Source organism: Pleomorphomonas sp. T1.2MG-36 (assembly GCF_950100655.1).
In the GTDB taxonomy this organism is placed as follows: domain Bacteria; phylum Pseudomonadota; class Alphaproteobacteria; order Rhizobiales; family Pleomorphomonadaceae; genus Pleomorphomonas.
Map to the genome: position 1 here is coordinate 148,741 of NZ_CATNLY010000052.1, position 25,941 is coordinate 174,681.

Annotated in this window: 21 protein-coding genes; 14 read left to right on the top strand and 7 right to left on the bottom strand. The window is 66.9% G+C overall.

Going from position 1 to position 25,941, the window contains the following annotated elements; translation table 11 throughout:
- The first annotated feature begins 20 nt into the window (after window positions 1–20).
- Both cueR and QQZ18_RS21760 read left to right on the top strand, forming a co-directional pair.
- The gene (gene cueR / locus QQZ18_RS21755; RefSeq protein WP_284543096.1) at window positions 21–461 is read left to right on the top strand and encodes a Cu(I)-responsive transcriptional regulator; all 441 of its coding nucleotides are present in this window, start codon (window positions 21–23) and stop codon (window positions 459–461) included.
- Between the two features lie 107 nt (window positions 462–568).
- Window positions 569–943, top strand: a complete 375-nt coding sequence (locus tag QQZ18_RS21760; protein WP_284543097.1) for a VOC family protein — start codon at window positions 569–571, stop codon at window positions 941–943.
- Window positions 944–946: 3 nt separating this feature from the next.
- On the opposite strand, the gene QQZ18_RS21765 is transcribed toward QQZ18_RS21760, so the two are convergent.
- From QQZ18_RS21765 to QQZ18_RS21780, 4 genes are all read right to left on the bottom strand, one after another.
- The gene (locus tag QQZ18_RS21765; RefSeq protein ID WP_284543098.1) at window positions 947–2,590 is read right to left on the bottom strand and encodes a Na+/H+ antiporter; all 1,644 of its coding nucleotides are present in this window, start codon (window positions 2,588–2,590) and stop codon (window positions 947–949) included.
- A 99-nt stretch (window positions 2,591–2,689) separates the two neighbouring features.
- Window positions 2,690–4,495, bottom strand: a complete 1,806-nt coding sequence (locus QQZ18_RS21770; RefSeq protein ID WP_284543290.1) for an adenine deaminase C-terminal domain-containing protein — start codon at window positions 4,493–4,495, stop codon at window positions 2,690–2,692.
- A gap of 165 nt (window positions 4,496–4,660) precedes the next feature.
- Entirely contained in the window at window positions 4,661–6,502 is a 1,842-nt protein-coding gene (locus QQZ18_RS21775) for a tetratricopeptide repeat protein (protein WP_284543099.1), read from the bottom strand.
- Window positions 6,503–6,633: 131 nt separating this feature from the next.
- A complete protein-coding gene (locus tag QQZ18_RS21780; RefSeq protein ID WP_284543100.1) occupies window positions 6,634–7,542 on the bottom strand; it encodes a LysR family transcriptional regulator in 909 nt (302 codons plus the stop codon).
- 118 nt (window positions 7,543–7,660) lie between these two features.
- Between QQZ18_RS21780 and QQZ18_RS21785 the strand changes: the two genes are divergently transcribed.
- The 5 genes from QQZ18_RS21785 to QQZ18_RS21805 all read left to right on the top strand — a co-directional run bounded on the left by QQZ18_RS21785 (window position 7,661) and on the right by QQZ18_RS21805 (window position 14,807).
- Window positions 7,661–8,062, top strand: a complete 402-nt coding sequence (locus QQZ18_RS21785; protein WP_284543101.1) for an ester cyclase — start codon at window positions 7,661–7,663, stop codon at window positions 8,060–8,062.
- A gap of 684 nt (window positions 8,063–8,746) precedes the next feature.
- Entirely contained in the window at window positions 8,747–9,406 is a 660-nt protein-coding gene (locus QQZ18_RS21790; protein ID WP_284543102.1) for a TetR/AcrR family transcriptional regulator, read from the top strand.
- Between the two features lie 75 nt (window positions 9,407–9,481).
- Window positions 9,482–10,693, top strand: a complete 1,212-nt coding sequence (locus QQZ18_RS21795; RefSeq protein ID WP_284543103.1) for an efflux RND transporter periplasmic adaptor subunit — start codon at window positions 9,482–9,484, stop codon at window positions 10,691–10,693.
- Window positions 10,690–14,211 (top strand): efflux RND transporter permease subunit, encoded by a 3,522-nt coding sequence (locus tag QQZ18_RS21800; protein ID WP_284543104.1) that lies wholly within the window; start codon window positions 10,690–10,692, stop codon window positions 14,209–14,211. The genes QQZ18_RS21795 and QQZ18_RS21800 overlap by 4 nt, the downstream gene beginning before the upstream one ends.
- Window positions 14,212–14,360: 149 nt before the next feature.
- A complete protein-coding gene (locus QQZ18_RS21805; RefSeq protein ID WP_284543105.1) occupies window positions 14,361–14,807 on the top strand; it encodes a DUF3788 domain-containing protein in 447 nt (148 codons plus the stop codon).
- A 6-nt stretch (window positions 14,808–14,813) separates the two neighbouring features.
- On the opposite strand, the gene QQZ18_RS21810 is transcribed toward QQZ18_RS21805, so the two are convergent.
- Complete coding sequence (locus QQZ18_RS21810; protein ID WP_284543106.1) at window positions 14,814–15,878, bottom strand: hypothetical protein; 1,065 nt, start codon at window positions 15,876–15,878, stop codon at window positions 14,814–14,816.
- A 319-nt stretch (window positions 15,879–16,197) separates the two neighbouring features.
- Between QQZ18_RS21810 and QQZ18_RS21815 the strand changes: the two genes are divergently transcribed.
- The 5 genes from QQZ18_RS21815 to QQZ18_RS21835 all read left to right on the top strand — a co-directional run bounded on the left by QQZ18_RS21815 (window position 16,198) and on the right by QQZ18_RS21835 (window position 21,265).
- Window positions 16,198–16,737, top strand: coding sequence for a hypothetical protein (locus QQZ18_RS21815; protein WP_284543107.1), 540 nt, complete (start codon window positions 16,198–16,200; stop codon window positions 16,735–16,737).
- Between the two features lie 187 nt (window positions 16,738–16,924).
- Window positions 16,925–17,494, top strand: coding sequence for a hypothetical protein (locus tag QQZ18_RS21820; protein WP_284543108.1), 570 nt, complete (start codon window positions 16,925–16,927; stop codon window positions 17,492–17,494).
- A gap of 107 nt (window positions 17,495–17,601) precedes the next feature.
- On the top strand, window positions 17,602–18,495 hold the full coding sequence (locus tag QQZ18_RS21825) for an SDR family oxidoreductase (RefSeq protein WP_284543109.1): 894 nt from the start codon (window positions 17,602–17,604) through the stop codon (window positions 18,493–18,495).
- 321 nt (window positions 18,496–18,816) lie between these two features.
- Window positions 18,817–19,401 (top strand): hypothetical protein, encoded by a 585-nt coding sequence (locus tag QQZ18_RS21830; RefSeq protein WP_284543110.1) that lies wholly within the window; start codon window positions 18,817–18,819, stop codon window positions 19,399–19,401.
- 184 nt (window positions 19,402–19,585) lie between these two features.
- Window positions 19,586–21,265 carry a methyl-accepting chemotaxis protein gene (locus QQZ18_RS21835; RefSeq protein WP_284543111.1) on the top strand — a complete coding sequence of 560 codons (1,680 nt, stop codon included), beginning with the start codon at window positions 19,586–19,588 and terminating at the stop codon, window positions 21,263–21,265.
- 68 nt (window positions 21,266–21,333) lie between these two features.
- On the opposite strand, the gene QQZ18_RS21840 is transcribed toward QQZ18_RS21835, so the two are convergent.
- Window positions 21,334–21,852 carry a DUF2478 domain-containing protein gene (locus QQZ18_RS21840; protein WP_284543112.1) on the bottom strand — a complete coding sequence of 173 codons (519 nt, stop codon included), beginning with the start codon at window positions 21,850–21,852 and terminating at the stop codon, window positions 21,334–21,336.
- Between the two features lie 220 nt (window positions 21,853–22,072).
- On the opposite strand from QQZ18_RS21840, the gene QQZ18_RS21845 reads away from it, so the two are divergent.
- The gene (locus tag QQZ18_RS21845; protein ID WP_284543113.1) at window positions 22,073–23,407 is read left to right on the top strand and encodes a globin-coupled sensor protein; all 1,335 of its coding nucleotides are present in this window, start codon (window positions 22,073–22,075) and stop codon (window positions 23,405–23,407) included.
- A 7-nt stretch (window positions 23,408–23,414) separates the two neighbouring features.
- On the opposite strand, the gene QQZ18_RS21850 is transcribed toward QQZ18_RS21845, so the two are convergent.
- Complete coding sequence (locus tag QQZ18_RS21850; protein ID WP_284543114.1) at window positions 23,415–24,434, bottom strand: LacI family DNA-binding transcriptional regulator; 1,020 nt, start codon at window positions 24,432–24,434, stop codon at window positions 23,415–23,417.
- A gap of 149 nt (window positions 24,435–24,583) precedes the next feature.
- On the opposite strand from QQZ18_RS21850, the gene QQZ18_RS21855 reads away from it, so the two are divergent.
- Window positions 24,584–25,741: an adenosylhomocysteinase gene (locus tag QQZ18_RS21855; protein WP_284543115.1), complete on the top strand. Its 1,158-nt coding sequence runs from the start codon at window positions 24,584–24,586 to the stop codon at window positions 25,739–25,741.
- The last annotated feature ends 200 nt before the right edge of the window (window positions 25,742–25,941 follow it).

A 25,941-nucleotide genomic window follows, 5' to 3' on the forward strand; every position in this document is an offset into this window, starting at 1 on the left:
GAGATGACAAGGAGTCGGACATGAATATCGGACAGGCGGCCAAGGCCTCCGGCGTGTCGGCCAAGATGATCCGCTACTACGAGCAGACCGGGCTGATCCCCAAGGCCGACCGGCGGGAGTCGGGCTATCGCGACTATTCGGACACCGACGTTCACATGCTGCGCTTCGTCCGCCGGTCGCGCGACCTGGGCTTTTCCGTCGCCGAGATCCAGGAGCTGCTCGACCTCTGGCGCGACGAGGGGCGGGCCAGCGCCGAGGTGAAGCGGCTGGCGCAGAACCACATCGACGATCTGCACAAGCGGATCGCCGCCTTGCAGGAGATGACCCGGACGCTGTCCAAGCTGGTCTGCGCCTGCCACGGCGACGACCGGCCCAACTGCCCGATCCTCGAAGGGCTGAGCAGCGACAGCGACGACGAGGACCTGTCGATCCAGCCGCGCCGTGGCGCGGTGGCAGGGTAGGGCGGGGCCGGCAGCCTCGAACGGCGGCTTTTCCAGCGCCGGCTTGCAATACCTGAACTTCTCGTGGAACTTGCGGGCTGAACGCGATCGACGTCAGGGAGGCTACGATGGCGCGGCTCAAGGAAGTGGTGGTCGACTGCGACGTTCCCTCGGCCATGGCCCGGTTCTGGAGCCAGGTGCTCGACGGCTACGAGATCCTGCCCTACGACGACGCGGAAATCGCCCGGCTGGCGGCCCTGGGCCTGACGCCGGAGACCGACCCGAGCGTCATGGTCGTCGGTCCGGGCACGCGCCTCTGCTTCCATCTCAAGACGGGGCCGCGCCCCGACCGCAACCGCGTTCACTTCGACGTGGCGGCCTCCGACCCCGCCGCCGAGATCGCCCGGCTGAAGGCGCTGGGCGCCAGCTTCGTCCGCGAGGGCGACGGCTACACGGTGCTGAAGGACATCGAGGGCAACAACTTCTGCGTCGTCCGCGGTTAGAGTTTATGTAGACGCGCCGAAGCGCGCTTCCAGAAGGTCGATTTCCCGGACCAGCTTGCGCGCGGCGTCGTCCGACAGCCTGCGGCTGCGCGCCTTGCGATAGATCTCGTCGCGTTCGGCCTTGAGGCCGGCGAGGCGCAGCTTGCGTTCGATGTCGTCGATCCGGCGGGCGAGGTCGCGTTCGTCGCCGGTCTTGGCGCGGCCGTCGATGCGCTGCCGGTAGAGCTCCATGATGCGGGCGCCGGCATCGATGTAGAGGTCGGCGTCGGCGCGGCCTTCGCCCATCTTGTGCTGCGCCTGTTCGATGGCCCGGATCGCCGCTTCGGCCGCTGCCGTGCGGGCGCCGTCCTCCTCTTCCTGGTTGGAGGGTTCGGGCGGCAGGCTGAGGTTGTTGAGCAGGCGCGGCAGCGCCACGCTGGCGGCGACCAGCGACACGATGATCACCCCGGCGGCCAGGAGTATGGCGAGGTCGCGGGCCGGGAAGGGCGAGCCGTCGTCCATTGCCAGCGGCAGCGTCATCACGCCGGCCAGCGTGATGGTGCCGCGCACGCCGGCCAGCGATGTCGCCGCCACCAGACGCCAGCTCGGCTTGTCCACGGTCTTGCCCCGGCGCGCCGCCTTGAACAGCACGAAGCGCAACGAGGCCCAGACCCACAGGAGCCGCAGGGCGGCCAGCGCCAGATTGATGGCGAGGATGTAGATCAGCAGCCACGCCGGATCGTGATGGCCGGTTTCCTCGACGACCCGCGCCGCCCCGGCGACGATCTGCGGCAACTGCTCGCCGAGCAGCACGAAGATGATGCCGTTGGCCGCAAAATGCACGGTGTCCCACACGGCGCTGCGGCGGACGCGGGTGGCGGCGAGCGCCTGACCGGTCTGCTCGGCGTAGCTCATGGTGATGCCGGCGGCGACGGCGGCAAGGATGCCCGAGCAATGGAAATGCTCGGCCAGCAGGTAGCTGGCGAAGGGAATGAGCAGGCTGACCAGGATCTGCGAGCCGCTGTCCTCGCCGTACATCCTCGACAGCCAGCTCTTGACCTTCATCGTCCCCCAGGTGACGGCGGTGCCGATGACGATGCCGCCGATGGCCAGCCACAGGAAGGTGCCGAAGGCGCTGGCCAGCGAGAAGGTGCCGGTGAGCGCCGCCGCCACGGCAAAGCGCATGCAGACGAGGCCGGACGCGTCGTTGAGCAGGGATTCGCCTTCGAGGACGTGCATCAGCCGCTTGGGGATCGGCGCCCGCTTGGCGATGGCCGACACGGCGATGGGGTCGGTGGGCGAGACGATGGCGGCGAGCGCGAAGGCGACGGCCAGCGGCATCGACGGGATCATCCAGTTGATGAACAGGCCGACGCCGAGAACCGTGAAGACCACGAGGCCGAGGGCAAGCTCCAGAATGGTGCCCTTGTCGCGGAACAGCCCCTCCTTGGGGATGCGCCAGCCGTCGAGGAACAACAGCGGCGGCAGGAACAGCAGGAAGAAGATATCCGGCTGCAATTCGACGCCCAGATTGGCGACGGAGGCGATGCAGGCGCCCAGGGCGATCTGGTAGAGCGGCAATGGCAGGGCGATGGGCGACATGCGTGCCAGCACCCCGCTTATGACGACGGCCAGCAACAGGATGAGGACGATCGCCACCGTTTCCATGCATGTCCCTTGCGCTGATCGAGGCGCCGGGAAGCCGGTCGGCGCCCTTGGATAGCAAGTCCCCCGCCGTGGCGGGGGGCCGAAAGCTGCGAGGTCGGCTTATTCGGCCGCGTCGAACAGCGGCACCTGGGTCATTTCCGGCACCAGCACCATGCCCTTGTCGGTGATGCGGATTTCCGGGATGACCGACAGCGGGATCAGGTTGAAGCCCATGTAGGGCAGGGTGCAGCCGGCCTTCTCCCACTCCACCTTCAGCGCCTGTACTTCGCCGGCGACGAGATGGACGCGCTTGTCGGACATCAATCCGGCCACCGGCAGCGGCACCATGGCCGTCACCACGCCGTCGCGCACCACGCAGATGCCGCCGCGTTCGGCCTCGATGGCCTTGAGCGCCACCGCCATGTCGGCCTCGTTGGTGCCGGCGATGATGATGTTGTGGCTGTCGTGGCCGACCGAGGAGGCGACGGCGCCGTGCTTCAGGCCGAAGTTCTGCAGAAGGCCGCGCGCCACGTTGCCATCCGACTTGCCGTGCCGCTCGACGACGGTGACGAAGGCGAGGTCGTGGCGGTCGAACAGCGTCTGCCAGTCGTTGGCCGGCTCCAGCGCGATCTTGACGTGCTTCAGCACGATGCCCGGCAGCTCGGCGCGGATGACGTTGGCGGTGACCGGCTCCGTCGGCAGCTCCGGCGTCAGCTTCAGCTCTTTCGGCAGGTGGATGGTGGCGTAGGCGGCGTCCGGGTAGCGGTAGCGCGCTTCGAGGGTCGCTTCCAGCGTCGGGGTGATCGAGCGGCGGTCGACCATCAGCTCGCCGCCGTACCAGGTGGACTGCGGCACCAGATCGTCGTCGAGCAGCACCAGGTCGGCGCGCCGGCCGCCGCCGAGGCCGCCGATCTCGCCGTCCATGGCATAGCGCGTGGCGCCGGAAATCGAGCCCATCGCCCAGGCGGTGGTGCGCGGAACGCCGATGCGGTAGGCCTGCCGCACCACCCAGTCGAGGCCGAAGGCCAGGAGGTCCTCGGCGTCGCGGTCGTCGGTGCAGACGGCGATGCGGCGCGGCGAGGCGCCGAGCTCGGTCATGGTCTTGATCGCCTCGGGCAGCGAGTGCCAGGGCGTGGTCGGCGGGCCGCCGCGCAGGAAGATCCAGACGCCGGCTTCGAGGAGATCGTCGGCGATGTCGCGGTCGACCGCCTCATGGGTGTCGGTGACGCCGGAGGCGGCATAGGCGGCGACGAACTCGCGGCCGTAGACGTGGCCGGAGACGGGCCGGCCGCGACTGAGGGCGGCGGCGATGATGGCGTGGCTGCGCTCATCGCCCATGGTCACCGGCACGAAGTCCATCTTCTCGCCGAGCGCCACGGCCTCGGGCCACTTGTCGAACAGGGCGCCGATCTTCTCCGGCGTCAGGTCGCCGCCGGCCGTTTCCAGCTCGGGCGAGGTGGCGGGCACGGTGGAGGCCAGCGTGTGGAAGATGGAGAGCGGCGCCTCGCGGGCATCCTCCATCATCGCCTCGATGCCGGCGACGTCCATCACGTTGCCGATCTCGTGGCTGTCGCAGAAGATAGTGGTGGTGCCGTTTAGCAGCGCGGCCTCGGCATAGGCGCAGGCCGTCACCATCGAACTCTCGATGTGAATGTGCGGGTCGACGAGGCCGGGGCCGATGATGCCCCCCTTGGCGTCGTAGATCGTGGCCGAGCCGCCGCGATAGCTGCCGGCTTCCTTGACGGCGGCGATGCGGCCGCCGGAAATCCAGATCTCGCGATCGTTCAGGATGCGCTCGGAATAGGTGGACAGGGCGCGGGCGCCGGTGATCACCAGGTCGGGATCGGCGCGGCCGGACGCCACGTCGGCAAGGTGGCGGGTCAGAAGGTGCAAGGGCTTGACGGAAAAACGGGTCGGCTTGGCAATACGGGACATCCGGACCTCGGGCTCGATTCAACAAAGCCCCGCCGGTCGGCCCGAGCGGGGCCAAGCCATGGTAAACGCCGGATGAGGCGATTCAAAGCCGAAAGTCGAGGTGGCATCGCACAGTAGCCGTTCGCGGTGGCATGGCGAGGGCCAGGACGTGCAGGTCTAGTGTTTGTGCAGGCGTTCCTTGCCGGCTTCTGCAACGGCGACCCACAATCCTAGAATAGGTTCGGTCGTGCCACCAAATTGGACGATGGCGGCGTCATAAGCGGCGATCGCATCGTTAGGACGCCCAAGTCCTTCTAGTTTTAACCCCTTGTTTATGAACGCTTTAATGGCTAGCTCCTGCAGGGCGGATTCGGTCGTGGTGCCATAGTGGACGATGAAGTCGTCTAGGGCGGCGAGAGTTTCGTCGTTACGCCCAAGCCTTTCGAACGCCCCTGCTCTGTTAAAGCGCGCCCTCGCCACTTGCTCGCGCAAGGACAGTTCAGTTGCACTGCTGTAGCGGGTAACTACGTCATCGTAGGTCGCGAGCGCCTCATCGCTGCGTCCAAGCCCATCGAGGATCATTCCCTTGCTCACGAGCGCAAAAGCAACCTGCTCGCGTAGGGGCAGCTCAGGTGCCGTGCCGTAGCGGACGACGACTTCATTGAAGACTGCCTTCGCGTTCTCTTGACGCGCAAGTTTGCCGAGCGCACGCGCCTTCATCGCGAGCGCCCTGGCCACTGCTTGGCGCTGAACCAACTCGGTAGCCGCGCCGAAACGGACAACGAGGTCATCGCAAGCCGCAATCGCGTCTTCATAGCGCTTGATCTCGGTGAGAGTATCTCCCTTGCTTAGGAGCGCTCTGGCGACAATCTCACGTGAGGGGAGCTCGGCGGCTATTTCGATCAGGTGTGGATCGGTCTTTGCTCCGAAGCGGGCTACGATGATGTCGAAGATGGCGAACGCATCTTCGTGGCGCCCAAGCTTGTCGAGTATCCTCGCCTTGTTCAGATATGCCTTGCCGACATAGTCACGGATGGATGATTCTGGTGCCGTGTCGTAACGGGAGATGACTAGGTCATAAGTGGTGATCGCGTCTTCGGTTCGCCCGAGTAGGTCAAAGGATACGCCTTTGTTGTAGAGCGTCATGGCTACAGCGTCACGTATGCCCGCCTCCTTCGCTGTGCTGTAGCGATTGACGAGGTCGTCACCGACGGCGAAGGCTTCGTCGTTACGCCCAAGTGCGCGGAGCGCTGTTGTCTTGTTCAGAAGGGCCATGGCGACTTGCACGGGCTGGGACAACTCGGTTGTCTCGCTGAAGTGTAGAGCGACATCGTCATAGACCATGATCGCCTCGTCGAAGCGATCGAGTGCCGCCAGCCGTTGTCCCTTGTTGACAAGCACCCTGGCAATCGCCCTGCGGGCGGGTATGCTGGCGTCCGCTCTCAAGCGAGCGATGATGTCGTCGTAGACAGCGATCGCAGCCTCGTTGTGGCCCAGTTCTCCAAGCGCGAACCCCTTGTTATCGAGTGCGTTGAAAACGCTTTCGCGCAAGGGCCGTTCGGTAGCTGCTCCTAAGCGGGTGATGACCTCATCAAAGACGGTAATCGCCTCGTCGGAGCGATGTTGACGGGAGAGCGCAGCCCCCTTGTTCACGTAAGCCCGTGCGACTTGCACGCGCAGGTTCAATTCAGTGGCGCTTCCAAAGCGAGCGATGACCTCATCGTAGATTGCAATCGCTTCATCAAGAGAGCCGCGGTCATAAAGATCATTTCCCTTGGACATGAGCGCGGTAGCTATCCGCCTGCGAGACAACGGGCCGGCCTCTTTTCCAAGGCGGCCGATTGTGTGGTCATGGTTCGCGATGTCGCGATCGGTGGATTGGGAACGGGCGGGATTTCCCGCCAAGGCTGGCGCAACGACATTGTGGAAGCCTCCCAGCACCATGGCAAAGGCGATGGCACCACACAGGACACGCGCGGGCTTTGCAGAAAAGCGGACAGGCTTGGCGCTGCTGGACATTCGGGCTGGTCTCGGTTGGGAAAGCCCACCGGCCGGTCCGATCAGGCCATGCCAGATTAGCGGCCTCGGGTGGTTGTGCAAGCGCAATCGGGGGTGGTGCCTTTCCCTATGCCGGCCCGCATTGGCGTCGCCTAGGCATCAGGCATTCCGTGCCGGATCTCCGCGTCCCCCCTCTCGCCGATCCAGTCGCCCAGGAAGCCGGCGACGGTGCGGAGGAGCGGGTCGTCCTTGCGGGATTCGTGGTAGCAGAGCCAGACGGGCGCGGCGAAGGTCGGCAGGGCGGCGCAGAGGACGAGGTCGGGTTCGCCGGAGGCGGCGAGGGCGGGCAGGGCACAGAGACCCATGCCGGCCTTGGTGGCCGCCAGGAGACCGGACATCGAGTTGGATCGGTAGGCGACCCTGGCGTTGCCGGCCGCCGCCAGCAGCCAGGCGTTGGGCGCCGTCGCGGCCATCGAGCCGTCGCCGGCAATGACCGGGAAGGCGGCGAGGTCGGCCGGCTGGAGCGGTTCGCCGTGCCTCCCGATCAGCGAGCGGCTGCCGTAGACGCCCCAGACGGACTCCATGATCTTCCGCCGGATCACGCCGTCTTCCTCATTGGCGCCGCCGGCACGGATGGCGATGTCGGCCTCGCCACGCTGGAGATCGAGGCGTGCGTCGGTGACGACGATCTCCGTGGCGATCTCGGGATGGCGATCGCGCAACGCGGCGACGGCCGGCGCCAGCAGCTTGGCGACGGTCAGCTCCGTGGCGGTGATGCGCAGGGTGCCCGAGAGCTGGCGTCGCCGTTCGCGCGCCTTGTCGAGCAGCGCGTCGGCCTGCCGCTCCATCGCCTCGGCCTGCGGCAGGAGGGCCTCGCCGTCGGCGCTGAGGCGATAGCCCTGCCGGTGGCGGTGAAAGAGCGGCAACCCCAGCGTCCGCTCAAGATCGGCGATGCGGCGCATGACGGTGGTCTGGTTGACGCCGAGCGCCCGCGCCGCCCTCAGCGTCGAGCCGTGACGGGCGGTCAGGATGAAGGCGCGGAGGCTGTTCCAGTCGAGCATGGCCTATTCTGCATCAGCGCAGAACCGGACTGCAAGGGCGCGGCTCCCCGGCATCGGACCGATCCGCTAGATGCACGGCCGTCGGCCCGCCCGATGCGGGCCCTAAAGGAGTGAGAACATGACGGATATCAGCGCCGGCAAGAGGGTTGTCCTGAGCTACGTCGAGGCCATGAACGCTGGCGATTTCGAGCGGCTCGCGACGCTGTTCTCGCCGGATGCCGCCATTCACGGCGTGGTCGGCAAGGGCTCCGTGGAGTTCGCAATGCCGGTCTGGAAGGACCTGCACGGCGCGCTGCGGATGCATCTCGACGTTCAGGAGATGGTCGAGGAGGGCGACAGCGTCGTCGTCCGCTTCAGGGAGACGGGCACGTCGGTGGCGCCCTTCCGGGGCTTTCCGGCCACCGGCAAGAGCTTCGAGCTGACGGCCATCGAGTGGTTCACGCTGGAGGAAGGCCGCATCGCCAGCCGCCACGGCGTGCGCGACGGTGCCTCGCAGGCGCGGCAGCTCGGCTGGGTGTGAGCCTGACGGGCGGTCCGGGCAGCATATTCGGTCCGATCACGCCGATTTGAACATCGCGTGAGGAACCGTCTGCGAAGGCCTCCAAAAACGACATGCCCCGCTCCATCCGGTTGAGATGGAACGAGGCATGCGCATTTCCTCGACCCGACAGTCACGGTCCACTTCTTAGCAAATGGACGAGACGGCCAGTTTTCGTGCGACACACATGGGGTCGTCGCAACGAACCGTTAGGCAATTGTTCAGAACTGAAGGTCGCTCAAGGAAGCTATTGTCCAGCGAAGTCTTGCCTCGATCGAGGATCGATTGCTTAGGTTCACCGGTCACCTCCTTTCGTTTGTTGCGTACGGACAGGAGCATGAACCCGATTTCCTAAGGCTGCAAGTCAAAAAACAAAGCTGACTATCGATATCCGTATTCGATCTGAGGTAATCGCCGTCTCGGCGGTCGGTAACGCAACCCGGGAGGGCGTCGCGCCGCGCCTGTCGCGCCGTTGGCGGTGGAGGAGGAGTAAACCGACGTGACTGCAAGGCGTTAGCTAAAAAGTCGTACCAATTGGCCGTTGCAGTCGTTCGCCGGTAACCACTGGTGAACGATGTGAGGTGGCTTGCATTGACGCGGCGGGGCCACAATTCTATGGGAGCGAACGTTCGTTCGCATCCTCGGGGTGCGCAAGGGGATACTCCTATGGACCATGGCGTGGCGGTGCCCGCGCGGCACGAAGCCCTGACGGCGCAGCAGGACGGGCGGCGGTCGCACATACTCGACGCGGCACGCACCTGCTTCTCGCGCGCCGGCTTCCATCGCACCTCGATGCAGGAGATCTGCGCCGAGGCCAAGATGAGCCCCGGCGGGCTCTACCGCTACTTCGCCTCCAAGGACGCCATCATCGAGGCGATCGCCCAGGAGGAACAGTGCGCCGGCCGGCGCATCCTGGAAGTGCTGCTGGAGCCCGGCTCGCTGCACGACCGGCTGCTGCGCAGCGGCCTGACCTATATCGAAACGATGCGGGACCGGCGGGCGGTGCAGATGATGCTCGAGGTCTACGTCGAGAGCATGCGCAACACGGCGGTGGGCGCCTTCTTCGCCGCCTGCGAGGTGGAGAACCGCAAGCTGGTGCACGAGGTGTTCGAGCGCGCCAAGGCGACGGGCGAGATCGCGCCCGATGCCGACGTCGACACCGTTCTGATGACGCTGATGGCCTTCGCCGACGGCGTGATCCTGCGCATGGGGCTCAACCCCAGCTACGACGTCGAGCGAGCCGAAACCATCCTGTCGCGGGTTGTCACGGCCGTCCTGCAAAATGAGGCACCGAAGGTCGCTCCCCCCTTGGCAAACGAGGGGTGACGCCACATGTGTTCGCAGATTAACTTTTTGTCATGTTTGAAGCCCGGCACAAGCCGGCGATGGGGACGTTCCGCAATGAAGTTCTGGCTCATGCCACTGGCCGGCGCGCTGCTGGCCGGTACGATCGTAACGTTGCCGGCGCTGGCGCAGGAGCAAGCCGCGGCGCCCGCCGCGACGCAGGAGGTCGTGCCGACGGTCAGCGTCGTCAAGGCGGCCCGGCAGGCGCTCAGCCAGAAGGTGATCGTGACAGGCACGCTGGTGGCGCGCGAGCAGGTGCTGGTGACGCCGGGCGTCGAGGGGCTGAAGATCGAGAGCGTTCATTTCGATGCCGGCGACCGGGTCGAGGAAGGCGCCGTGCTGGCCCGCCTCGCCGTCGACACCGTCGACGTGCTGCTCGCCCAGAACACCTCGCAACTCGCCTCCACCGACGCGCAGATCGCCCAGGCTCGCGCCCAGATCACCTCCGCCGAGGCGCTGGTGACCCAGACCGGACAGGCGTTCCGGCGCGCGCAGGCCCTGGTGGGGACCAACGCCATGGCCAAGGACGCCTTCGACCAGCGGCAGCTGGCGGCCGATCAGGCCGCGGCCCAGCTTCAGGTCGCCAGAGAGGCGCTCAGCGCCGCCGAGGCGGGCCGCAAGCTGGTCGAGGCGCAGCGGGCCGAGCTGGAGCTTCGCCGTTCCAAGACCGAGATCCGCGCCCCGCGCGCCGGCCTCATCCTCAGCCGCAACGCGGTGGTGGGGCAGGTGGCCTCGGCCGGCGGCAACCCGCTGTTCGTCATCGCCGAGAACGGCGACATCGAGCTTGATGCCGACGTCACCGAGACGCTGCTGCCGGAGCTGAAGGTCGGCCAGAAGGTGGCCGTGCGGCCGTCGGGGGTCGGCGAGGCGGTGGCCGGCGTGGTGCGCCTGGTGCTGCCTGAGATCAACGCCGCCACCCGTCTCGGCAAGGCGCGCATCGCGCTGCCGGAGGGCAAGGACCTGCGTGTCGGCGCCTTTGCGCGCGGCACGGTCGAGGTGGCCCACAGCGAGGGGCTGGTGCTGCCGGTGACGGCGGTCGCCGACGGCGGCGACGGCTCCATCGTGCAGGTGGTGAAGGATGGCGCGGTCGACACGCGAACGGTCAAGACCGGCCTCACCGACGCCGGCTTCGTCGAAGTGACGGAGGGCCTTGCGGAAGGCGAACTCGTCGTCTCGAAGGCCGGGACGTTTCTGAGGGATGGCGACAAGGTCAAGCCGCAGGTCGCCACGGATACTGAAACCAAGACTGGCGCGGGAGTGAAGGGATGAACTGGAACTTTTCCGCCTGGGCGATCCGCAATCCGGTCCCGCCCATCCTGCTGTTCGTCTGCCTGATCGCGCTGGGGCTCTACTCGTTCTCCCGGCTGCCGATCACCATGATGCCGAACATCGACCTGCCGCTGATCTCGGTGACCATCACCGACGGCGGGTCGGCGCCCTCGGAACTGGAAACGCAGGTGACCAAGCCGGTGGAGGACGCGGTGGCCGGCATTTCCGGCGTGCGTCACATCTACTCCACGGTGACCGACGGCGTTTCCTCCACCGTGGTCGAGTTCAACCTCGACGTCGCCACCGATCGCGCGCTCAACGACGTCAAGGACGCGGTGGCCGAGATCCGCGGCGACCTGCCGGGCACCATCGACGAGCCGGTCGCCCGGCGCATCGACATCGAGGGGCAGGCGATCATCACCTACGCGGCGGCCTCGCCGGCCATGACGCCGGAAGAGCTTTCCTGGTTCGTCGACGACAAGGTGATCCGCGACCTGCAGACCGTGAGCGGCGTCGGCCGCGTCGAGCGCATGGGCGGCGTCAAGCGCGAGATCCAGGTGCAGATCGACCCCGACCGCCTGATGGCGCTCGGCATCACCGCCTCGCAGGTCAACACGGCGCTGAGGTCGGTCAACGCCGATCTCTCCGGCGGCAAGGGCGAGGTGGGCGGCCAGACGCAGGCCGTGCGCACGCTGGCCAGCGCCCATACGCTTGCCGACCTCGCGGCGACGCGGCTGCCGCTTTCCGACGGCCGCAACATCCGCCTCTCGGACGTCGGCCAGGTGGTCGACCACTGGGCGGAGCCGAAGTCCTTCGCCCGGCTCGACGGCCGTCCGGCCGTGGCCTTCGCCATCTATCGCGCCAAGGGGGCGAGCGACGCCTCGGTGTCGGAGGGCGTCGGCAAGGTGGTGGATCGCCTCGCCAAGGACTATCCGGGCGTGTCGATGAAGCGCATCGACGATTCCACGGTGCAGACCTACAACAGCTTCGAAAACTCGATGAAGACGCTGATCGAGGGCGCGCTGCTCGCCGTCATCGTCGTCCTCCTGTTCCTGCGCGATTTCCGGGCGACGATCATCTCGGCCATCGCGCTGCCGCTGTCGGCCATTCCCACCTTCTTCGCGCTGGACATGCTGGGCTTCTCGCTCAACATGGTCAGCCTTCTCGGCATCACGCTGGTCACCGGCATCTTGGTCGACGACGCCATCGTCGAGATCGAGAACATCGTCCGCCACATCCGCACCGGCAAGAAGCCCTATCGGGCGGCGGTGGAGGCGGCCGACGAGATCGGCCTCGCGGTGATCGCCATCTCGACGACCATCATCGCCATCTTCTCGCCGGTCAGCTTCATGAGCGGCATTTCCGGCCAGTATTTCCGGCAATTCGGCCTGACGGTGGCGCTGGCGGTGTTCTTCTCGCTGCTGACCGCCCGCCTGATCACGCCGATGCTGGCCGCCTACTTCATGAAGACGCCCTATACCGGCGACGGCGAGGACGGCCGGCCCGTCTATCGCGGCTTCGTGCGCACGGCGCTGCGCCGCATCGTCTGGTTCGTGCCGCTGGGCGTGCTGGCCTACTTCGGCGTCTACTGGCTGAAGGACATCGGGCCGCTGGGCGAGCGCTCCGGCATCTTCGACGGCGTCGACGCCACGGTGAACTTCCTGACCGGCTCGGGCGGCGAGATGACGGCGCTGTGGATGGCGGTGGGCGTGGTGTTCTTCGCCCTCTTCACGGCCTGGCTGACCCGGCCGCACCCGGAAGAGCACGAGGGCGGCCCCTTCGTGCGCGCCTATGCCGCCTTCCTGAAGGTGACGCTGTGGTCGCCGAAGGTCCGGGTGCGCGGCCACGTCCTGAGCGTGCCGGTGATGCCGGTGGTAACCATCGTCGCCTGCCTTTCCACCTTCCTGTTCGCCATGGAGCAGGCGGGCAAGCTGCCGACCGAGCTGTTCGCTCCGGGCGATCAGGCGCGCATCGTCACCTCCATCGAACTGCCGCCGGGCTCGACGCTCGACGACACGCGCGGCGTGACCGACACCATCTCCGACCGTCTCCATGCCTTCAAGGAGGTGAAGAGCGTGTTCGTGATGGGCGGCACTTCGCCGACCGGCACGCTGGAGACGCGCCGCGCCGCCCTGATCGTCAATCTGGTGCCGCGCACCGAGCGTACGCAGACCCAGAAGCAGATGGAGTACAAGGTGCAGGCGGTGCTGCGCTCCATCCCCGACATCCGCTTCTTCTTCGTCAACGAGCGCGGCGACCGCGAGGCGACCGTCGGCGTCCTGGGCAAGGACGGCGAGGCCGTGGCCAAGGCGGCGGCGTCGCTGGAGAACGACATGCGGGGCAACCCGATGTTCTCCAACCCGTCGGCGCTGTCGTCCTTCGCCCGGCCGGAGATCCGGGTGACGCCGCGCCGCGACGTCGCCTCCGATCTCGGCGTGTCGACGGATGCGCTGTCGCAGACGCTGCGCGTCGCCACCGTCGGCGACGTCGACGCCAACCTTGCCAAGTTCAACGACGGCGACCGGCAGATCCCGGTGCGCGTGCAGCTCGACACCGACGCCCGCGGCAACATCGAGACGCTCGCCGCGCTGCGGATCCCCACTGCCTCGGGCGTGGCGGTGCCGCTGTCGGCCGTTGCCGACATCGGCTTCGGGCAGGGACCGTCGACCATCGACCGCTACGACCGGGCGCGCCTGGTCAAGGTGGGCACCGACATGATGCCGGGCTTCACCTCGGGCCAGGGGCTCGAGGCGATCAACGCCCTGCCGGCGGTGAAGGCCTTCCCGGCCGGCGTCACCATCCAGAACACCGGCGACGCCGAGATCCAGGCCGAGATCTTCGAGGCCTTCGCGGTGGCGATGATCGCGGGCCTGACCATCGTGTTCATCGTGCTGATCCTGCTGTTCAACAGCGTGTTCCAGCCGATCACCATCCTGGGCTCCATTCCGCTGTCCATCGGCGGCGTGGTGGTGGCGCTGCTCATCACCGGCTACGCGGTGTCGATGCCGGTCATCATCGGCATCCTCATGCTGATGGGCATCGTGACCAAGAACGCCATCATGCTGGTGGACTTCGCGGTGGAGCGGCAGAAGCACGGCCTCAGCGAGACCGAGGCGATCATCGACGCCGGCCGCAAGCGCGCCCGCCCGATCGTCATGACGACCATCGCCATGGTGGCCGGCATGTACCCGGCGGCCCACGGCGGCGGCCAGGGCGCCGAGTTCATGGCGCCGATGGCCATCGCGGTGATCGGCGGCCTCCTGGTCTCCACGGTGCTGTCGCTGGTGTTCATCCCCTCGTTCTACCTGATGATCAACCGGCTCAACCGGGCCATCGGCTGGGTGTTCGGCAAGCTTGCCGATCCCAACGAGTCCGACGAGGCGGAAATCGAGGCGGACGCCCACCCGCCGGCAACCCACCCACAGGCTCCGGCCCGCCCGCATCTGGTCTCGACCGCGCCGGTCGGGCCGAGGCCAACGCTCCTGGGGCCGGACGGCATTCCGCTCGCCGCCGAGTGAGGGTGGACAAGAGATGACAAAGCCGCGCTCTTCACGACGGTGAGGGGCGCGGCTTTCGTTTTGGGGGCTTCGATCCGAAGGGCCAATGCGGTTGCCGGCGCGGTTCGCGATAGGCTCTCTCATGCGAGAGTCCGAGGGAGTGACGCGCCATGACTACGCCCGAGATCGGCGCCCGGCTTGTCGACAAGGCGGCGGTTCCGGATGCGGCGATGCTTCGCGCCTTCGTGGGCGAGGCCGCGTTCGGTTACTGGACGGCGCTCAGGGACTGGATCGCCGCCTCCTATCCCGGCGTGTTCGCGCCCGACTGGACCCATGGCGGACGCAAGCATGGCTGGTCGCTGCGCTACAAGAAATCCAAGGCGTTCTGTACGCTGCTGCCCGAGTACCGCGCCTTCTCCGTGGTGATCGTGCTGGGCGCGGCGGAGCGCGACAAGGTGGAGGCGCGGCGCGACGGGCTCGGCCCGCGCCTGATGGCGCTCTACGACGCGGCGGAAACCTTCCACGACGGCAAGTGGCTCAGGATCGGCATCGCCTCGGACATGGACCTTGGCGACGCAAAGGCGCTTCTCGTCCTGAAGCGCCCGCCGAGGGCGTGAGGCGCCCTATCCCTGGCGGGTCTTCCAACGTGAGGCGAGCAGCGGGTCCCACATGGCGGCGGTGGCCGACATGACGAGGTCGGCGCCCATGGCGAGGCGGTGGTCGACGTCGTCCTCCGTCATCACGCCGCCGACGCTGACGACGGCGAAGGTCGCCTTCAGGCGATCGCGGATGGCGAGCAGGCGGCCGGTCATCTCGCTGGCGACGCCGGCGATGGCGGCGCCGCAGACGCCGCTCTTCAGGCGGCCGTTGCCGGGGAGGGCCTGATTGCCGGCGGCATCGACGATGGACAGCGGCACGGTGTTGATCGCCGCGACGCCGTCGATGAAGGGCAGGCAGGCCTCGATCACGGCGGCGAGGTGGTCTTCCGGCAGCGCGCCGATCTTGATGATCAGCGGCGTGTCGCCGATCCGCTCCTTGATGTTCCGGACGATGGCGGCTGAGGTTTGCGCGTCGCGGAACAGCTCGCCCTCGGCGCTGGCGACGTTGGGGCAGGAGAAGTTGGCCTCGATGACGCGGGCGCCCGCCGCCTTGGCCAGCGCGGCGGTGTGTGCGAAGTCGTCCTTGAGGTCGCGCCCGTCGGCGCCGGGCGTGCCGACGACGCTGACCACCATGAGCTGGCCGGGCCGCATCGCCCCGGAGGCGCGGCGGACGTCGGCCTGCCAGTCGTCCGGCGCCATGCTGGGCATGCCGAAGGAGTTGGTGATGGTGAGGCCGCCGACCGACTGGGGCGCGGGAGCGACGGTGCGGGTGGTGTGGGCGTCGGCTTCCGCCAGCATGTCGGTGGCGATGAACAGGCAGTTCGGCGCGGGGTGGGAGGCGCGGGCGACGCTGCGCACCGTCTTGTAGACGGGCACGTCCCAGCCGAGGCGGGCGTAGAGTTCGACATAGGCGGCGTTGAGCAGCGGGCCGGCCGGCACGCCGATCGGGCTCGACAGCTCGAAGCCCAGAAAGGACCAGGTCTTCCGCGCGGCCCGCATGGGCGGGATGGCGCTCGCGTAGACCGGGCCGGCGCTGAAGTTCTCCTCGTAGGATTTGCCGATGTCGTAGGTCGGAGGAAGAAGCGTCATCGCGAGGAGTCCCTGGGCTGCCGGTTGCCCGTGGCCGATACCACAATGGGCGGGCCGATGAAACGATCGCGACGCCGGTGAGCCATGCGTGCCTTCCCTAGGGTGTGGCGGTTTGCTGGGCTTTTCAGGGCGATGGAGCCTGCTAGGCCGGGCACGAGAGCGGCGGGCGTGAGAGTGCCGAGCGGGGCACGGCCGGCCGTCTCCAGCTTGGCGATGTTTTCTTTTTGTTCACATATGTAAACCTACGCTTGCATGCCGGTTGGCACGACTTCAATCTCGGCGTGCTTCAACCGTTGCCATAATGGTCCTGACGATGTCCATGCGTAACCTGATACTGCTCCCGATCTTGCTCGTCGCCCTGTCTTGCTCTCCATCCCTGGCGCGGAGTGCCAAGGATGCGATGGCGGACAGGGTCTATGATGCCGATGGCAAGCATTGGACCATCCTGATGCAGCCGGAGCGTCAGTCATGCAGTCTGGCAACGTCATTCGACGGGGGCGCGCTGGCCTATATCGGGCTGGATGAAGACGAAGCCGACAAGCTGTCCTTCTACTTTATCTTCCTGAAGAAAGGTATGGAGTTCAGCAAAAGCAAGAAGCATGACGTCAAGATCGAGTTCTGGAAGGATATCGTCTGGAGGAGCGAGGCAAATGGGGCCGCGTCTCAGGGGTATGGTGGCGTTCATCTTCGCAAGTTGGACCGGCAGTTTGGGGTGAACTTCTCCCAGGGCGGCGCCATGTTCGTGACCATCGACGGACGGGACTATGGGGGCTATGAACTCGAGGGCATGCGGGAAGGTATGCTGCGGATGCTCCAATGCGAAGCGGATCTCGACCGGGGCAAGATTCCAGCTCGCTGACGGCGCGGCGCCGCTGCGGCTCTCTCGTTGGAGCCCCTTCGGAAAGATCATCGCTCCGTGGCCGGGGCCGTATGAGCGGGCTGCGTTCTCAACGAAGCATGTCTATTATCGCCCGGATAGGTAGGGCTGCCGTTGCGCCTTCCGGTTGCTTCGCCTTCAATCGACGTGCGTTTGGGAATGGGGCTCCATGGTCAGGTCTTTCCGACTTTTCGCTGTGATCGCCGTCTCGCTGGCGGCTGTTCTGGTGGCTCACTCTCCTGCCACAAGCGCCGAATCCCGGTCTACCGCTGCGCTTTTCGACAAAGGCGACAGTTGGGCCATCATGCGCGATGCCCGTTACCGCACCTGCGTTGGCGTGTTCTGGTTTGAGAACAAAGCGCTGACTCTGACGTCGTCCCCCTACGAGGGGCGGATGACCCACTCGATCAGTTTCAGCGAGGTGAATAAGTCGCCAGAGAGCAAGATCTATAATGTTGAACTGAGGAATGAAGGCTCGCTGAACCTGCGGCTTATGGGGAAAGGGTTTCTGAACACCGGTGTCCTCGACTATGTCATGACCGAGCCATTCGGCATCAAGCAACTGAATGCCATTACGGGCAGCCGGACCCTCGATGTCGAAACCGATGGTGTCGGCGCGGGGCAGTATGACCTCAGTTTCCAGCGCAGGGCGTTTGGTCGATACTATGACTGCCTCAAGTCGAACGAGAAGAAGAAATCGCCGCCGGCAACGCCGCCCACGGTGCGCCGGATGAACTGACCGGACGGCACGCATCCTGTTAGGCCGTATACCCCTATAAGGTCACACCTTTTACCCTGAAAATCGGGCGCTAAAGTCTCCGCATCACAACAGCGGAGACAACTCCTATGCGCGTATTTCTGACGGGGGCTACCGGCTTCATCGGCTCGCATGTGGTGCCGGAGCTTCTGGCGGCCGGGCACGCGGTTCTGGGCATGACGCGGTCCGAGCAGGGCGCCGAGGCGCTCAAGGCGGCGGGCGCCACGGCCCACCATGGCGAACTCGAGGACCTTGCCAGCATTCGGGCCGGCGCGGCCGGGGCCGACGCGGTGATCCACACCGCCTTCGACCACGACTTCAGCCGGTTCGTGGAGAACTGCGAGAAGGACCGGCGGGTGATCGGTGCCCTGGCCGACGAGATCAAGGGCTCTGGCCGGCCGCTGATCATCACCTCCGGCGTCGGTATGGGCGAGCAGGGGCACGGCAAGCCGGCCATCGAGACGGTGTTCAGCGCCGCCCACGCCAACCCGCGCATCGCTTCCGAGGAGGCCGGCAATGCGGCGCTTCAGGCCGGCGTCGACGTGCGCGTGGTGCGGCTGCCGCAGGTGCACGACACGGTGAAGCAGGGGCTCGTCACGCCCTATGTCGCCATGTGCCGTGCGAAGGGCGTCGTCGGCTATGTCGGCGAGGGGCTCAATCGCTGGTCGGCGTGCCATGTCGGCGACGTCGCCCGTCTCTACGTGCTGGTGCTCGACAGGGGACGGAGCGGCGAACGCTACAACGCGGTGGCGGAAGAGGGCGTCAGCGCCCGCGAGATCGCCGAGACGGTGGCTGTCGGCCTCGGCCTGCCGGCTCGCTCGATCGCGCCGGAGGAGGCGCGAGATCACTTCGGCTGGTTCGCCACCTTCGCCGCCATCGACCTCGCGGCGTCGAGCGACCTGACGCGCCAGCGCCTCAACTGGACGCCGACCGGTCCCGGCCTGATCGAGGATCTGAAGCGGATGGACTATTCGGCCGTCTGACGATCGGTTGCGGCACCGGGCCGTGGCGGTCTGGAAGGATCGCCCGGCTTGGTCGCCCTCCAACGACGATCCGCCAGCAAACGACGGAGTTGGTGGGCTGCCACCGTATTCGGATTATTTACGACCTTGTCAAAATCGCCTAATACTTTTGTTCTTGGTGGTTTTAGGCTCCGTATAACTGTCGATCCGGCGCATATTCGCTTAAATATAGGAGATTAAAACGCGTCGTAACTCGACGTTACGTCGTTTTCCACTTTGGATTTATGTTTTGGGAAACCCTTCGCGTGGCATTCGTTGCCCGTAATTCTCTTGGAGGGTTCCATGACGATAGCCCGATATGTGACGCTTGGTCTGCTGCTCTGTTCCACGGTGGGGGTGAACCAAGCCCTGGCCGAGGATGATTACGCCGTCGCCGCCCGCGCCTATGTGGAGCAACACGTCCTGCCGTTCCTGTCGGAAGCGGTGGTCGTCGATGCGGTCAATGCGCAGAACGCCAAGTTCGCCGGCTTGAAGCAGGCCGATATCGACGCGCTCGACCAGAAATGGCGGGCCGAGGTCGAAGCGGCCGACAAGCCGATGATCGACGAAACGCTTGCCACGCCGCTGTCCAAGTTCCTGGTCGAGCAGCGGGAGAAGTCGGAGGGCGTGATCACCGAGCTGTTCGTCACCGACGGCAAGGGGCTCAACGTCGGCCAGAGCGACCCGACGTCGGACTACTGGCAGGGCGACGAGGCCAAGTGGCAGAAGTCGTTCCAGGGCGGGCCGGGCGCCATCTTCGTGGACGATGTGGAAAAGGACGAGTCGACGCAGCAGCTGCAGACGCAGGTGAGCGCCACCATCGTCGATCCGAAGACCGGCGCGGCGATCGGCGCCGTCACGGTCGGCATCAACGTCGACGGCCTCTGATACTCGTTCCGCTTGATCCGGTTGCATCCGGGCCAAGCGGGCTTCGGCCTGACCGACCGGCGCCCGGTCGGTTACGCCAGATCACCGGCACGACGCGGCCTCACGCGAGGCCGCGCCATCCGGCGCGCCTCGACGGCGTCGTCGGGCCTTGGACGCACTCTCTGACGCGGAGACGAAACGGACCATGCCCCAAGCGCTTCTCAACCTTTCGCTGAAGGCCAAGATTGCCGCGATCCTGACCGCCGTGATCCTGCTGGTCATCGCCGCCACGGCCCTCGTTTCGTTGCGCAGCACCTCGGCCATCGTTGGCGAGGAGTTCGCCGAAGCCCGCCTGCAGATGACGCGGCTGATCGCCGCCGCCACCGAAGGCGGCGTCAAGTGGAAGAAGAAGGACGTCGTCGCAGAGGCCTATGCCGAGTTCGTCAAGGGGCCGACGCCGCCGATCCTGAGCGTGCGCGTCCTGGCCGCCGACGGCACGTTGATTTCGGACTTCGCGGCCGCCGATGCCGACGCCGCCTATCTCGATGCCCAGGCGGCGGACCTCCTGGCGGCAAGCCCTGGCGATGGCGACCATCGCGAGACCGATGTCGACCACCGCGAAGCCGGCGGCACGCACCGCTCCGTCAATGGCGCCGAGCTGATCGTCATGCCGGTCGGCAAGGACAAGGCGGGCAATCCGATGGGGCATATCGCCATTGCCTGGCGGACCGACACCCTGGCGCAGTCCATCACCGCGCTGACGGGGCGGATTGCCGGGGCGCTTCTGATCGGCGCGTTGGCGATGATCGTCATCGTGCAGGTGTTCATCGGCCGCGTCGTCACCCGGCCGCTCTGCACGCTCAAGCAATCCATCGCCTCGCTGGCGAGCGGCCACTCCGATATCGACGTGCCCTATCGAGGCCGCGCCGACGAGATCGGCCAGATCGCTTCGGCGGTGGAGGTGCTGCGTCTCGGCGTCGAGGAACGGCTTCGCCTGGAAGACGAACAGCGCCAGAGCTATGAGCAGCAACGCAATCGCGAGCAGCGCCTCAGGGCTCTGTCCGGCGCGTTCCGCGACGCCGCCAGCCGCATGCAGGGGACTGTCGACGAACAGATGACCGCCCTGAAGGCGACGGCCGAGGGGCTGTCGACGACCTCCACCGACACGCGTCGCCGGGCCGAGGCCATGCGCGACAAGTCGAACTCCGCCTCCTCGAACGTGCGGTCGGTGGCCGCGGCGGCCGAGGAGCTGTCGAGCTCGATCCAGGAGATCGGCGAGCAGATCCGCCGGTCGACCGAGGCGGTCGCCGAGGTGGATGCCGAGGCTGTTTCCTCCTCCGGGCAGATCGGCGCGCTCAGCGACGCTGCCGACCGCATCGGCGCCGTCGTCGACCTGATCCGGGGCATCGCCGCCCAGACCAACCTGCTTGCCCTCAACGCCACCATCGAGGCGGCGCGGGCGGGCGAGGCGGGCAAGGGTTTCGCGGTCGTGGCCTCCGAGGTGAAGGATCTCGCCGGGCAGACCGCCAAGGCGACCGACGACATCGCCTCGCAGGTCGCGCAGATCCAGGCCAGCACGCGGGCGGCCGTCGATGCCATCCAGGGCATCACCCTCAAGATCGCCTCGGTGAGGGCGCTGTCGGACGCCATCGACGCGGCGGTGGCGCAGCAGTCGCAAGCCACCGACGAAATCAGCCGTTCCATCGCGACGGCCGCCGAGGGAACGGCGATGGTGGCCGATGAGGTCGAAACGGTGGAGGCGGCCTCGGCCGAGACGGTCAGCGTCGCCGGTGAGGTCAACGCCACCGCCCAGACGGTGGAACGGGGCATCCGGGATTTCGGCGGCATCGTCGAGGAGTATCTCGCCAACTCGGCCGCCGCTTGATCCCGGGCGGCAGGCGTCAGGGGGACGTCCTGGAGTATTGTCCGACCGAAGTGAGCGCTAAGATGGCTTCAAAGGCCGGCGGCCTGGGGCGCCTTGAGGACGACGGCCTTGGCCCAGGCGAGGATCTGGGTCTCGTTCGGCGGCAGGTCGACGCCGAGGCCGCCGTGGAAGGTTGCCCAGGCGGGGGCGTATTCGAAACGGACGGCGGTGAGCAGCGGCGTGCCGGCCAGCATCGCCCGGCCGAACAGCGAGCGGAAGCCGCCGCCTTCAACCTCCCGGATGCCGAAGCGGCTGAGGATGACGAGGTCGAGGCCGGCGTCGATCTGGCGTTCGAGATCGCCGGCGATCTCGGCCATGGCCGAGGTGTCGAGCTTGCAGGAGGTGGAGAGCGGCCCGAGGTTCTGCGAGATCGGACGGATGGCGCCGCTGCCGAGGTCGGTCAGCGCCAGACCCTTGCCGTCGGCGCCCCGCCCCTGAACCACACCGCCGACGCGGCCGCCGGCCTCGGCGACCTTGCGTGCGATCTCGACGAGCAGGCCGTCGATCTCCGTTCCCTGCGGGTAGAGGATGGCGGCGAGAATGGCCATGTCGGTGTCCTTCTTGGTGCGGGGCGGATCCTTGGCGCAAGCCTAAGCCGTCCTCTTCGCCCCTGTCAAAAGTGCCGGACCGATAGGTGCTTCCGTTGGACCTATCCCAAAAGTTTACCTTTTGGAGGCGCTGAATTCATGGATTGTAAACTGCTCGCATAAATAGTGTTCGAAGTTAGAGATTCTTGGGTGAATCCGTTTCTGTCCTTCGGAGGGCGGCATGGCGGCTTGGGACGATTTTAGCGGGCATACGAAGGCCTATGGCATCGACGCGGCGGCCAGCGAGGACATTCGCGCCGCCTGGCTGATCCTCGATCCGCACATGGAAACGATCTTCGCCGGCTTCTACAGCCGATGGGGGCAGGAGCCGAGGCTGGCCGCCATGGTGCGGGGGCATATCGACCACCTCAAGAAGGCGCAATACGACCACTGGAAGCGGCTGTTCTCGGCGCGTTTCGACAAGGACTACTTCGAAAGCGTGCGCCGCGTCGGCCTTGCCCACGTGCGCATCGGCCTGGAACCGCACTGGTACATCGCCGGCTACAACAACGTGTTGCAGCAGGCGGCGACGATCATGGGGCGGCAGGCGCGCTTTTCGGGCGCCAGATCGGCGCGGATGATCGCCGCCGTGACCAAGGCGGCGATGCTCGACATGGACATCGCCGTGTCCGTCTACGGCGAGACGCTGATCCAGCAGATCACCGACCGGGAGGAGCGGGTTCACGCGGCGATCGGCGAGTTCGACGCATCGATCGGCTGCATGCTGGGCAAGTTCGCCAAGATGACCTCCGACCTTGGGGCCAGTTCCGGCGAGCTGGAGGCGCAGGCATCGTCGGTGACCGCCCGTTGCGACCGCATTCGCGGCTCCCAGGAAAAGGCCGGCGCGGGGGTGGCCACCACCGCCGCCGCCACCGAGGAACTGCACGCCTCGATCGGCGAGATCGGCCGGCAGGCCGAGGCATCGCTCACCGTTTCGTCCAAGGCGGTGGAAGGCGCTCGCCGGACCGCCGGATCGGTGAAGGGGCTGGCCGACGCCGTCGACAAGATCGGCTCGGTGGTGGAACTGATTTCCTCCATCGCCGCCCAGACCAATCTTCTCGCCCTCAATGCCACCATCGAGGCGGCGCGGGCGGGCGAGGCCGGCAGGGGCTTCGCCGTCGTGGCGCAGGAAGTGAAGTCGCTGGCCGCGCAGACGGCGCGGGCCACCGAAGAAATCACCGAACAGATTTCCGCCATCCAGCAGGCGACGCAACAGTCGGTGTCCGACATCTCCGGCATCACCGAAACCATCGAGGAAGTGGCGCGCATCGGCACGGCCATCGCCGCCGCCGTCGAGGAACAGTCGGCCGCCACCGCCGACATCGCCTCGTCGGCCATGGGCGTGTCGCACTCGTCCGAGGAGATCGGCGCGGCCATCGGCGAGGTGGTCGAAGAGGGCCGCAAAACCATCGGCTCGGCCGGCCGCCTGTCGTCGATCTCCGGTGAACTGGTGGAACAGGCCGGCGTCCTCAAGCAGTCCGTCGCCACGTTCACGGCCAAGGTGGCGCAGAAGTAAGGCTGCTCTAGCGCCTGGGAACCGCCGTCGACTGGCGCAGGACGAGGCGCAGTTCCACGATCGCCGGCCCGGAGCGGGCCGGCTTGCCGTCGAGCTTGTCCAGAAGGCGCCGCGTCGCCTCGCGCCCCAGCGTCCCGGCCGGGATGTGAACCGTGGTCAGCTCCGGGTGGAGCGCACGGGCGAACTCGATATCGTTGAAGCCCACCACCGACAGGTCGTCCGGAATGGCAAGGCCGAGCCGGCGCGCCGCGCGATAGGCCGCGCCGGCCAACAGGTCGTCGTCGCAGGCAATGGCGGTGACGCCGGTTTCGATCAGGCTCTTGGCCGCCTCGGTGGCGGCCTCGATCTCGAAGGTGGAGGCGGCGTGCCCCAGGGGATTGCCCGCGAGACCCCGGCGCTCGAGTTCCGCCAGGAAGGCGGCGCGGCGGTTGCGGAAGGTCAGCTTGGGATAGCGCGCGGCGAAATGGCCGATGCGGCGGTGCCCGAGGTCGGCGAGATGGCCGACCACCGACCTCATCGCCGCGTCGACGGTGAGGTCGACGCCGGAGAGGCCGGGCGTTTCGCTCTCGACCATGACGACGCGGTCGCCGACGTCGGCAAAGCGCGCCTCCGCCTCGGCGTCCGGCGTGTAGGTGATGCAGCCGGCGATCATGCGGCTGCGGATCATGCCGACCAGCCGCTCGCTCCACCGGGGATCGGTGGTGGTGTCGACCAGCAGCACCGAATAGCCCCGCTCGCGGGCGGCAACCTCGGCGGCGACCAGCACCTCGCCGAAGAACGGCTGCTGGATGTCGGGAACGGCAAAGGCCAGCGTCCTGCCGATGCCGGTCCTCAGCATCTGCGCCGACGCGTTGGGCCGGTAGCCGAGGCGGGCGGCCGTCTCCTCGATGAGCTCACGCGTCGCCGGGGAAACGCGCCCCTCGGCCTTGCCGTTCAGGACCAGCGACACCGTCGACTGCGACACGCCCGCCTCGCGCGCCACGTCGCGGCTCGTCACCAGCGGGGTCGTCCTGTCGTTCCTGGCCACGCTCGCTCCTCTTGCCCTCTCCGCCGAGACATATCCCAGGGCGGGGTCGTTGTGAACCGGCACGTCATACGTTTGACTCAAGCGGTGGAGTCGGTCTAGTCATACGTGTGACTAGTGGTGGAGCGCATCGCGCGGACGGAGGGAGAACCATGGCAAACAGGATCGAATGGGTGGGGGCCAACACCCGCCTTCTCAGGGAGATCGCTGCCGAGTTTCGTCAGAGCCAGCCGTTCGCCGGCATGACCATCGGCACCGGCATCCACCTGGAGCCGAAGACCGTCGCCCTGTTGCTGACGTTGCGGGACGGTGGCGCCAGGGTGGTGGCGACCGGCAACCTCAACACCACGCAGGCCGACGCCGTCGCCCACCTGAAGGAGCGCGGCGTCACCGTCATCGGCGAGGCGACGCGGGACGCCGTGAAGCACCAGGGCTTCCTGAAGGAGGTGCTGGCGAGCCGGCCGGACATCCTGCTCGACAACGGCGGCGACCTGTTCGACCTCTGGCGGCAGGCGCCCACCGGCAACCTGATCGGCGGCACGGAGGAGACGACGTCCGGGCGGGCGCGCCTCGAACCGCTGCGGTCGTCGCTCAACCGACCGATCCTCGTCATCAACGACAGCCCGATCAAGCAGTTCGCCGAGAACGAGCACGCCGTGGGGCAGAGCGTTCTCGAATCCTACATGCGCTTCACCAACCGGGTGACCAACGGTCAGCGCGTCACCGTGTTCGGCTATGGCGCCTGCGGGCGCGGCGTGGCGCTGAATTTCAAGGGCGCCTATGCCAAGGTCAGCGTCGTCGACAGCGATCCGCTCAAGCGGCTGCAGGCCCATCTCGACGGCTTCGACACGCCGGCCCGCGCCGCGGCCATCGCCAGCGCCGATTTCATCGTCACCGTCACCGGCGGCGGGCGCATCCTCGGCGCCGACGACCTGCCGCTCCTCAAGGACAACGTCATCCTCGCCAACGCCGGCCACTTCCCGGCCGAGATCGACAACGCGGCGATCGCCGGCAGCCCGGAGGTGGCGTCGACCGAGGCCTACTCCGACGGCATCGCCAGCCTGACGCTGAGGGACGGCCGGGTGATCCACATCCTCGCCGAGGGGCACATGGTCAACCTCGCCGGTCCCCGGGCGCTCGGCAACTCCATCGAATCCATGGATCTCGGCTTCGCCCTGCAAGCCCGCTGCCTGGAAGCGGTGGCGCTCCGCCGCGTCGATGCGTCGAGCTGCGTGGTGCCGGTGCCGCGCGACATCGACGAGCGCGTCGCCAACGCCTATCTCGACCTCTGCTACGGGGCGGCGGGGTAGGGCAGTTCCAGCGAAGATGGGATCCGGTTCAAGGTCGTCGCGCCGGCAGGGGCTTTGCTTCTCCGGCGCGGCATCGTGCCGGCCTCACGATATCGAAGTCCGTGGCTTCGGTCTTGCGCGAGTCTCGGCACCGTCGAGTGCGAACATGTCCCGGCCGCCCCCTCGGACAGCGGCGGAGAGGGCGCTCAACCATCATTTCA

Bases quoted from the DNA above. Each gene is read 5' to 3' on its own strand.
- QQZ18_RS21780 (WP_284543100.1), bottom strand. From the start codon at position 7,542: ATGCTCGACTGGAACAGCCTCCGCGCCTTCATCCTGACCGCCCGTCAC.
- QQZ18_RS21825 (WP_284543109.1), top strand. From the start codon at position 17,602: ATGCGCGTATTTCTGACGGGGGCTACCGGCTTCATCGGCTCGCATGTG.
- QQZ18_RS21775 (WP_284543099.1), bottom strand. From the start codon at position 6,502: ATGTCCAGCAGCGCCAAGCCTGTCCGCTTTTCTGCAAAGCCCGCGCGT.
- QQZ18_RS21805 (WP_284543105.1), top strand. From the start codon at position 14,361: ATGACTACGCCCGAGATCGGCGCCCGGCTTGTCGACAAGGCGGCGGTT.
- QQZ18_RS21790 (WP_284543102.1), top strand. From the start codon at position 8,747: ATGGACCATGGCGTGGCGGTGCCCGCGCGGCACGAAGCCCTGACGGCG.
- QQZ18_RS21765 (WP_284543098.1), bottom strand. From the start codon at position 2,590: ATGGAAACGGTGGCGATCGTCCTCATCCTGTTGCTGGCCGTCGTCATA.
- QQZ18_RS21795 (WP_284543103.1), top strand. From the start codon at position 9,482: ATGAAGTTCTGGCTCATGCCACTGGCCGGCGCGCTGCTGGCCGGTACG.
- QQZ18_RS21835 (WP_284543111.1), top strand. From the start codon at position 19,586: ATGCCCCAAGCGCTTCTCAACCTTTCGCTGAAGGCCAAGATTGCCGCG.
- QQZ18_RS21785 (WP_284543101.1), top strand. From the start codon at position 7,661: ATGACGGATATCAGCGCCGGCAAGAGGGTTGTCCTGAGCTACGTCGAG.
- QQZ18_RS21855 (WP_284543115.1), top strand. From the start codon at position 24,584: ATGGCAAACAGGATCGAATGGGTGGGGGCCAACACCCGCCTTCTCAGG.
- QQZ18_RS21810 (WP_284543106.1), bottom strand. From the start codon at position 15,878: ATGACGCTTCTTCCTCCGACCTACGACATCGGCAAATCCTACGAGGAG.
- QQZ18_RS21760 (WP_284543097.1), top strand. From the start codon at position 569: ATGGCGCGGCTCAAGGAAGTGGTGGTCGACTGCGACGTTCCCTCGGCC.
- cueR (WP_284543096.1), top strand. From the start codon at position 21: ATGAATATCGGACAGGCGGCCAAGGCCTCCGGCGTGTCGGCCAAGATG.
- QQZ18_RS21800 (WP_284543104.1), top strand. From the start codon at position 10,690: ATGAACTGGAACTTTTCCGCCTGGGCGATCCGCAATCCGGTCCCGCCC.
- QQZ18_RS21815 (WP_284543107.1), top strand. From the start codon at position 16,198: ATGCGTAACCTGATACTGCTCCCGATCTTGCTCGTCGCCCTGTCTTGC.
- QQZ18_RS21845 (WP_284543113.1), top strand. From the start codon at position 22,073: ATGGCGGCTTGGGACGATTTTAGCGGGCATACGAAGGCCTATGGCATC.
- QQZ18_RS21840 (WP_284543112.1), bottom strand. From the start codon at position 21,852: ATGGCCATTCTCGCCGCCATCCTCTACCCGCAGGGAACGGAGATCGAC.
- QQZ18_RS21820 (WP_284543108.1), top strand. From the start codon at position 16,925: ATGGTCAGGTCTTTCCGACTTTTCGCTGTGATCGCCGTCTCGCTGGCG.
- QQZ18_RS21830 (WP_284543110.1), top strand. From the start codon at position 18,817: ATGACGATAGCCCGATATGTGACGCTTGGTCTGCTGCTCTGTTCCACG.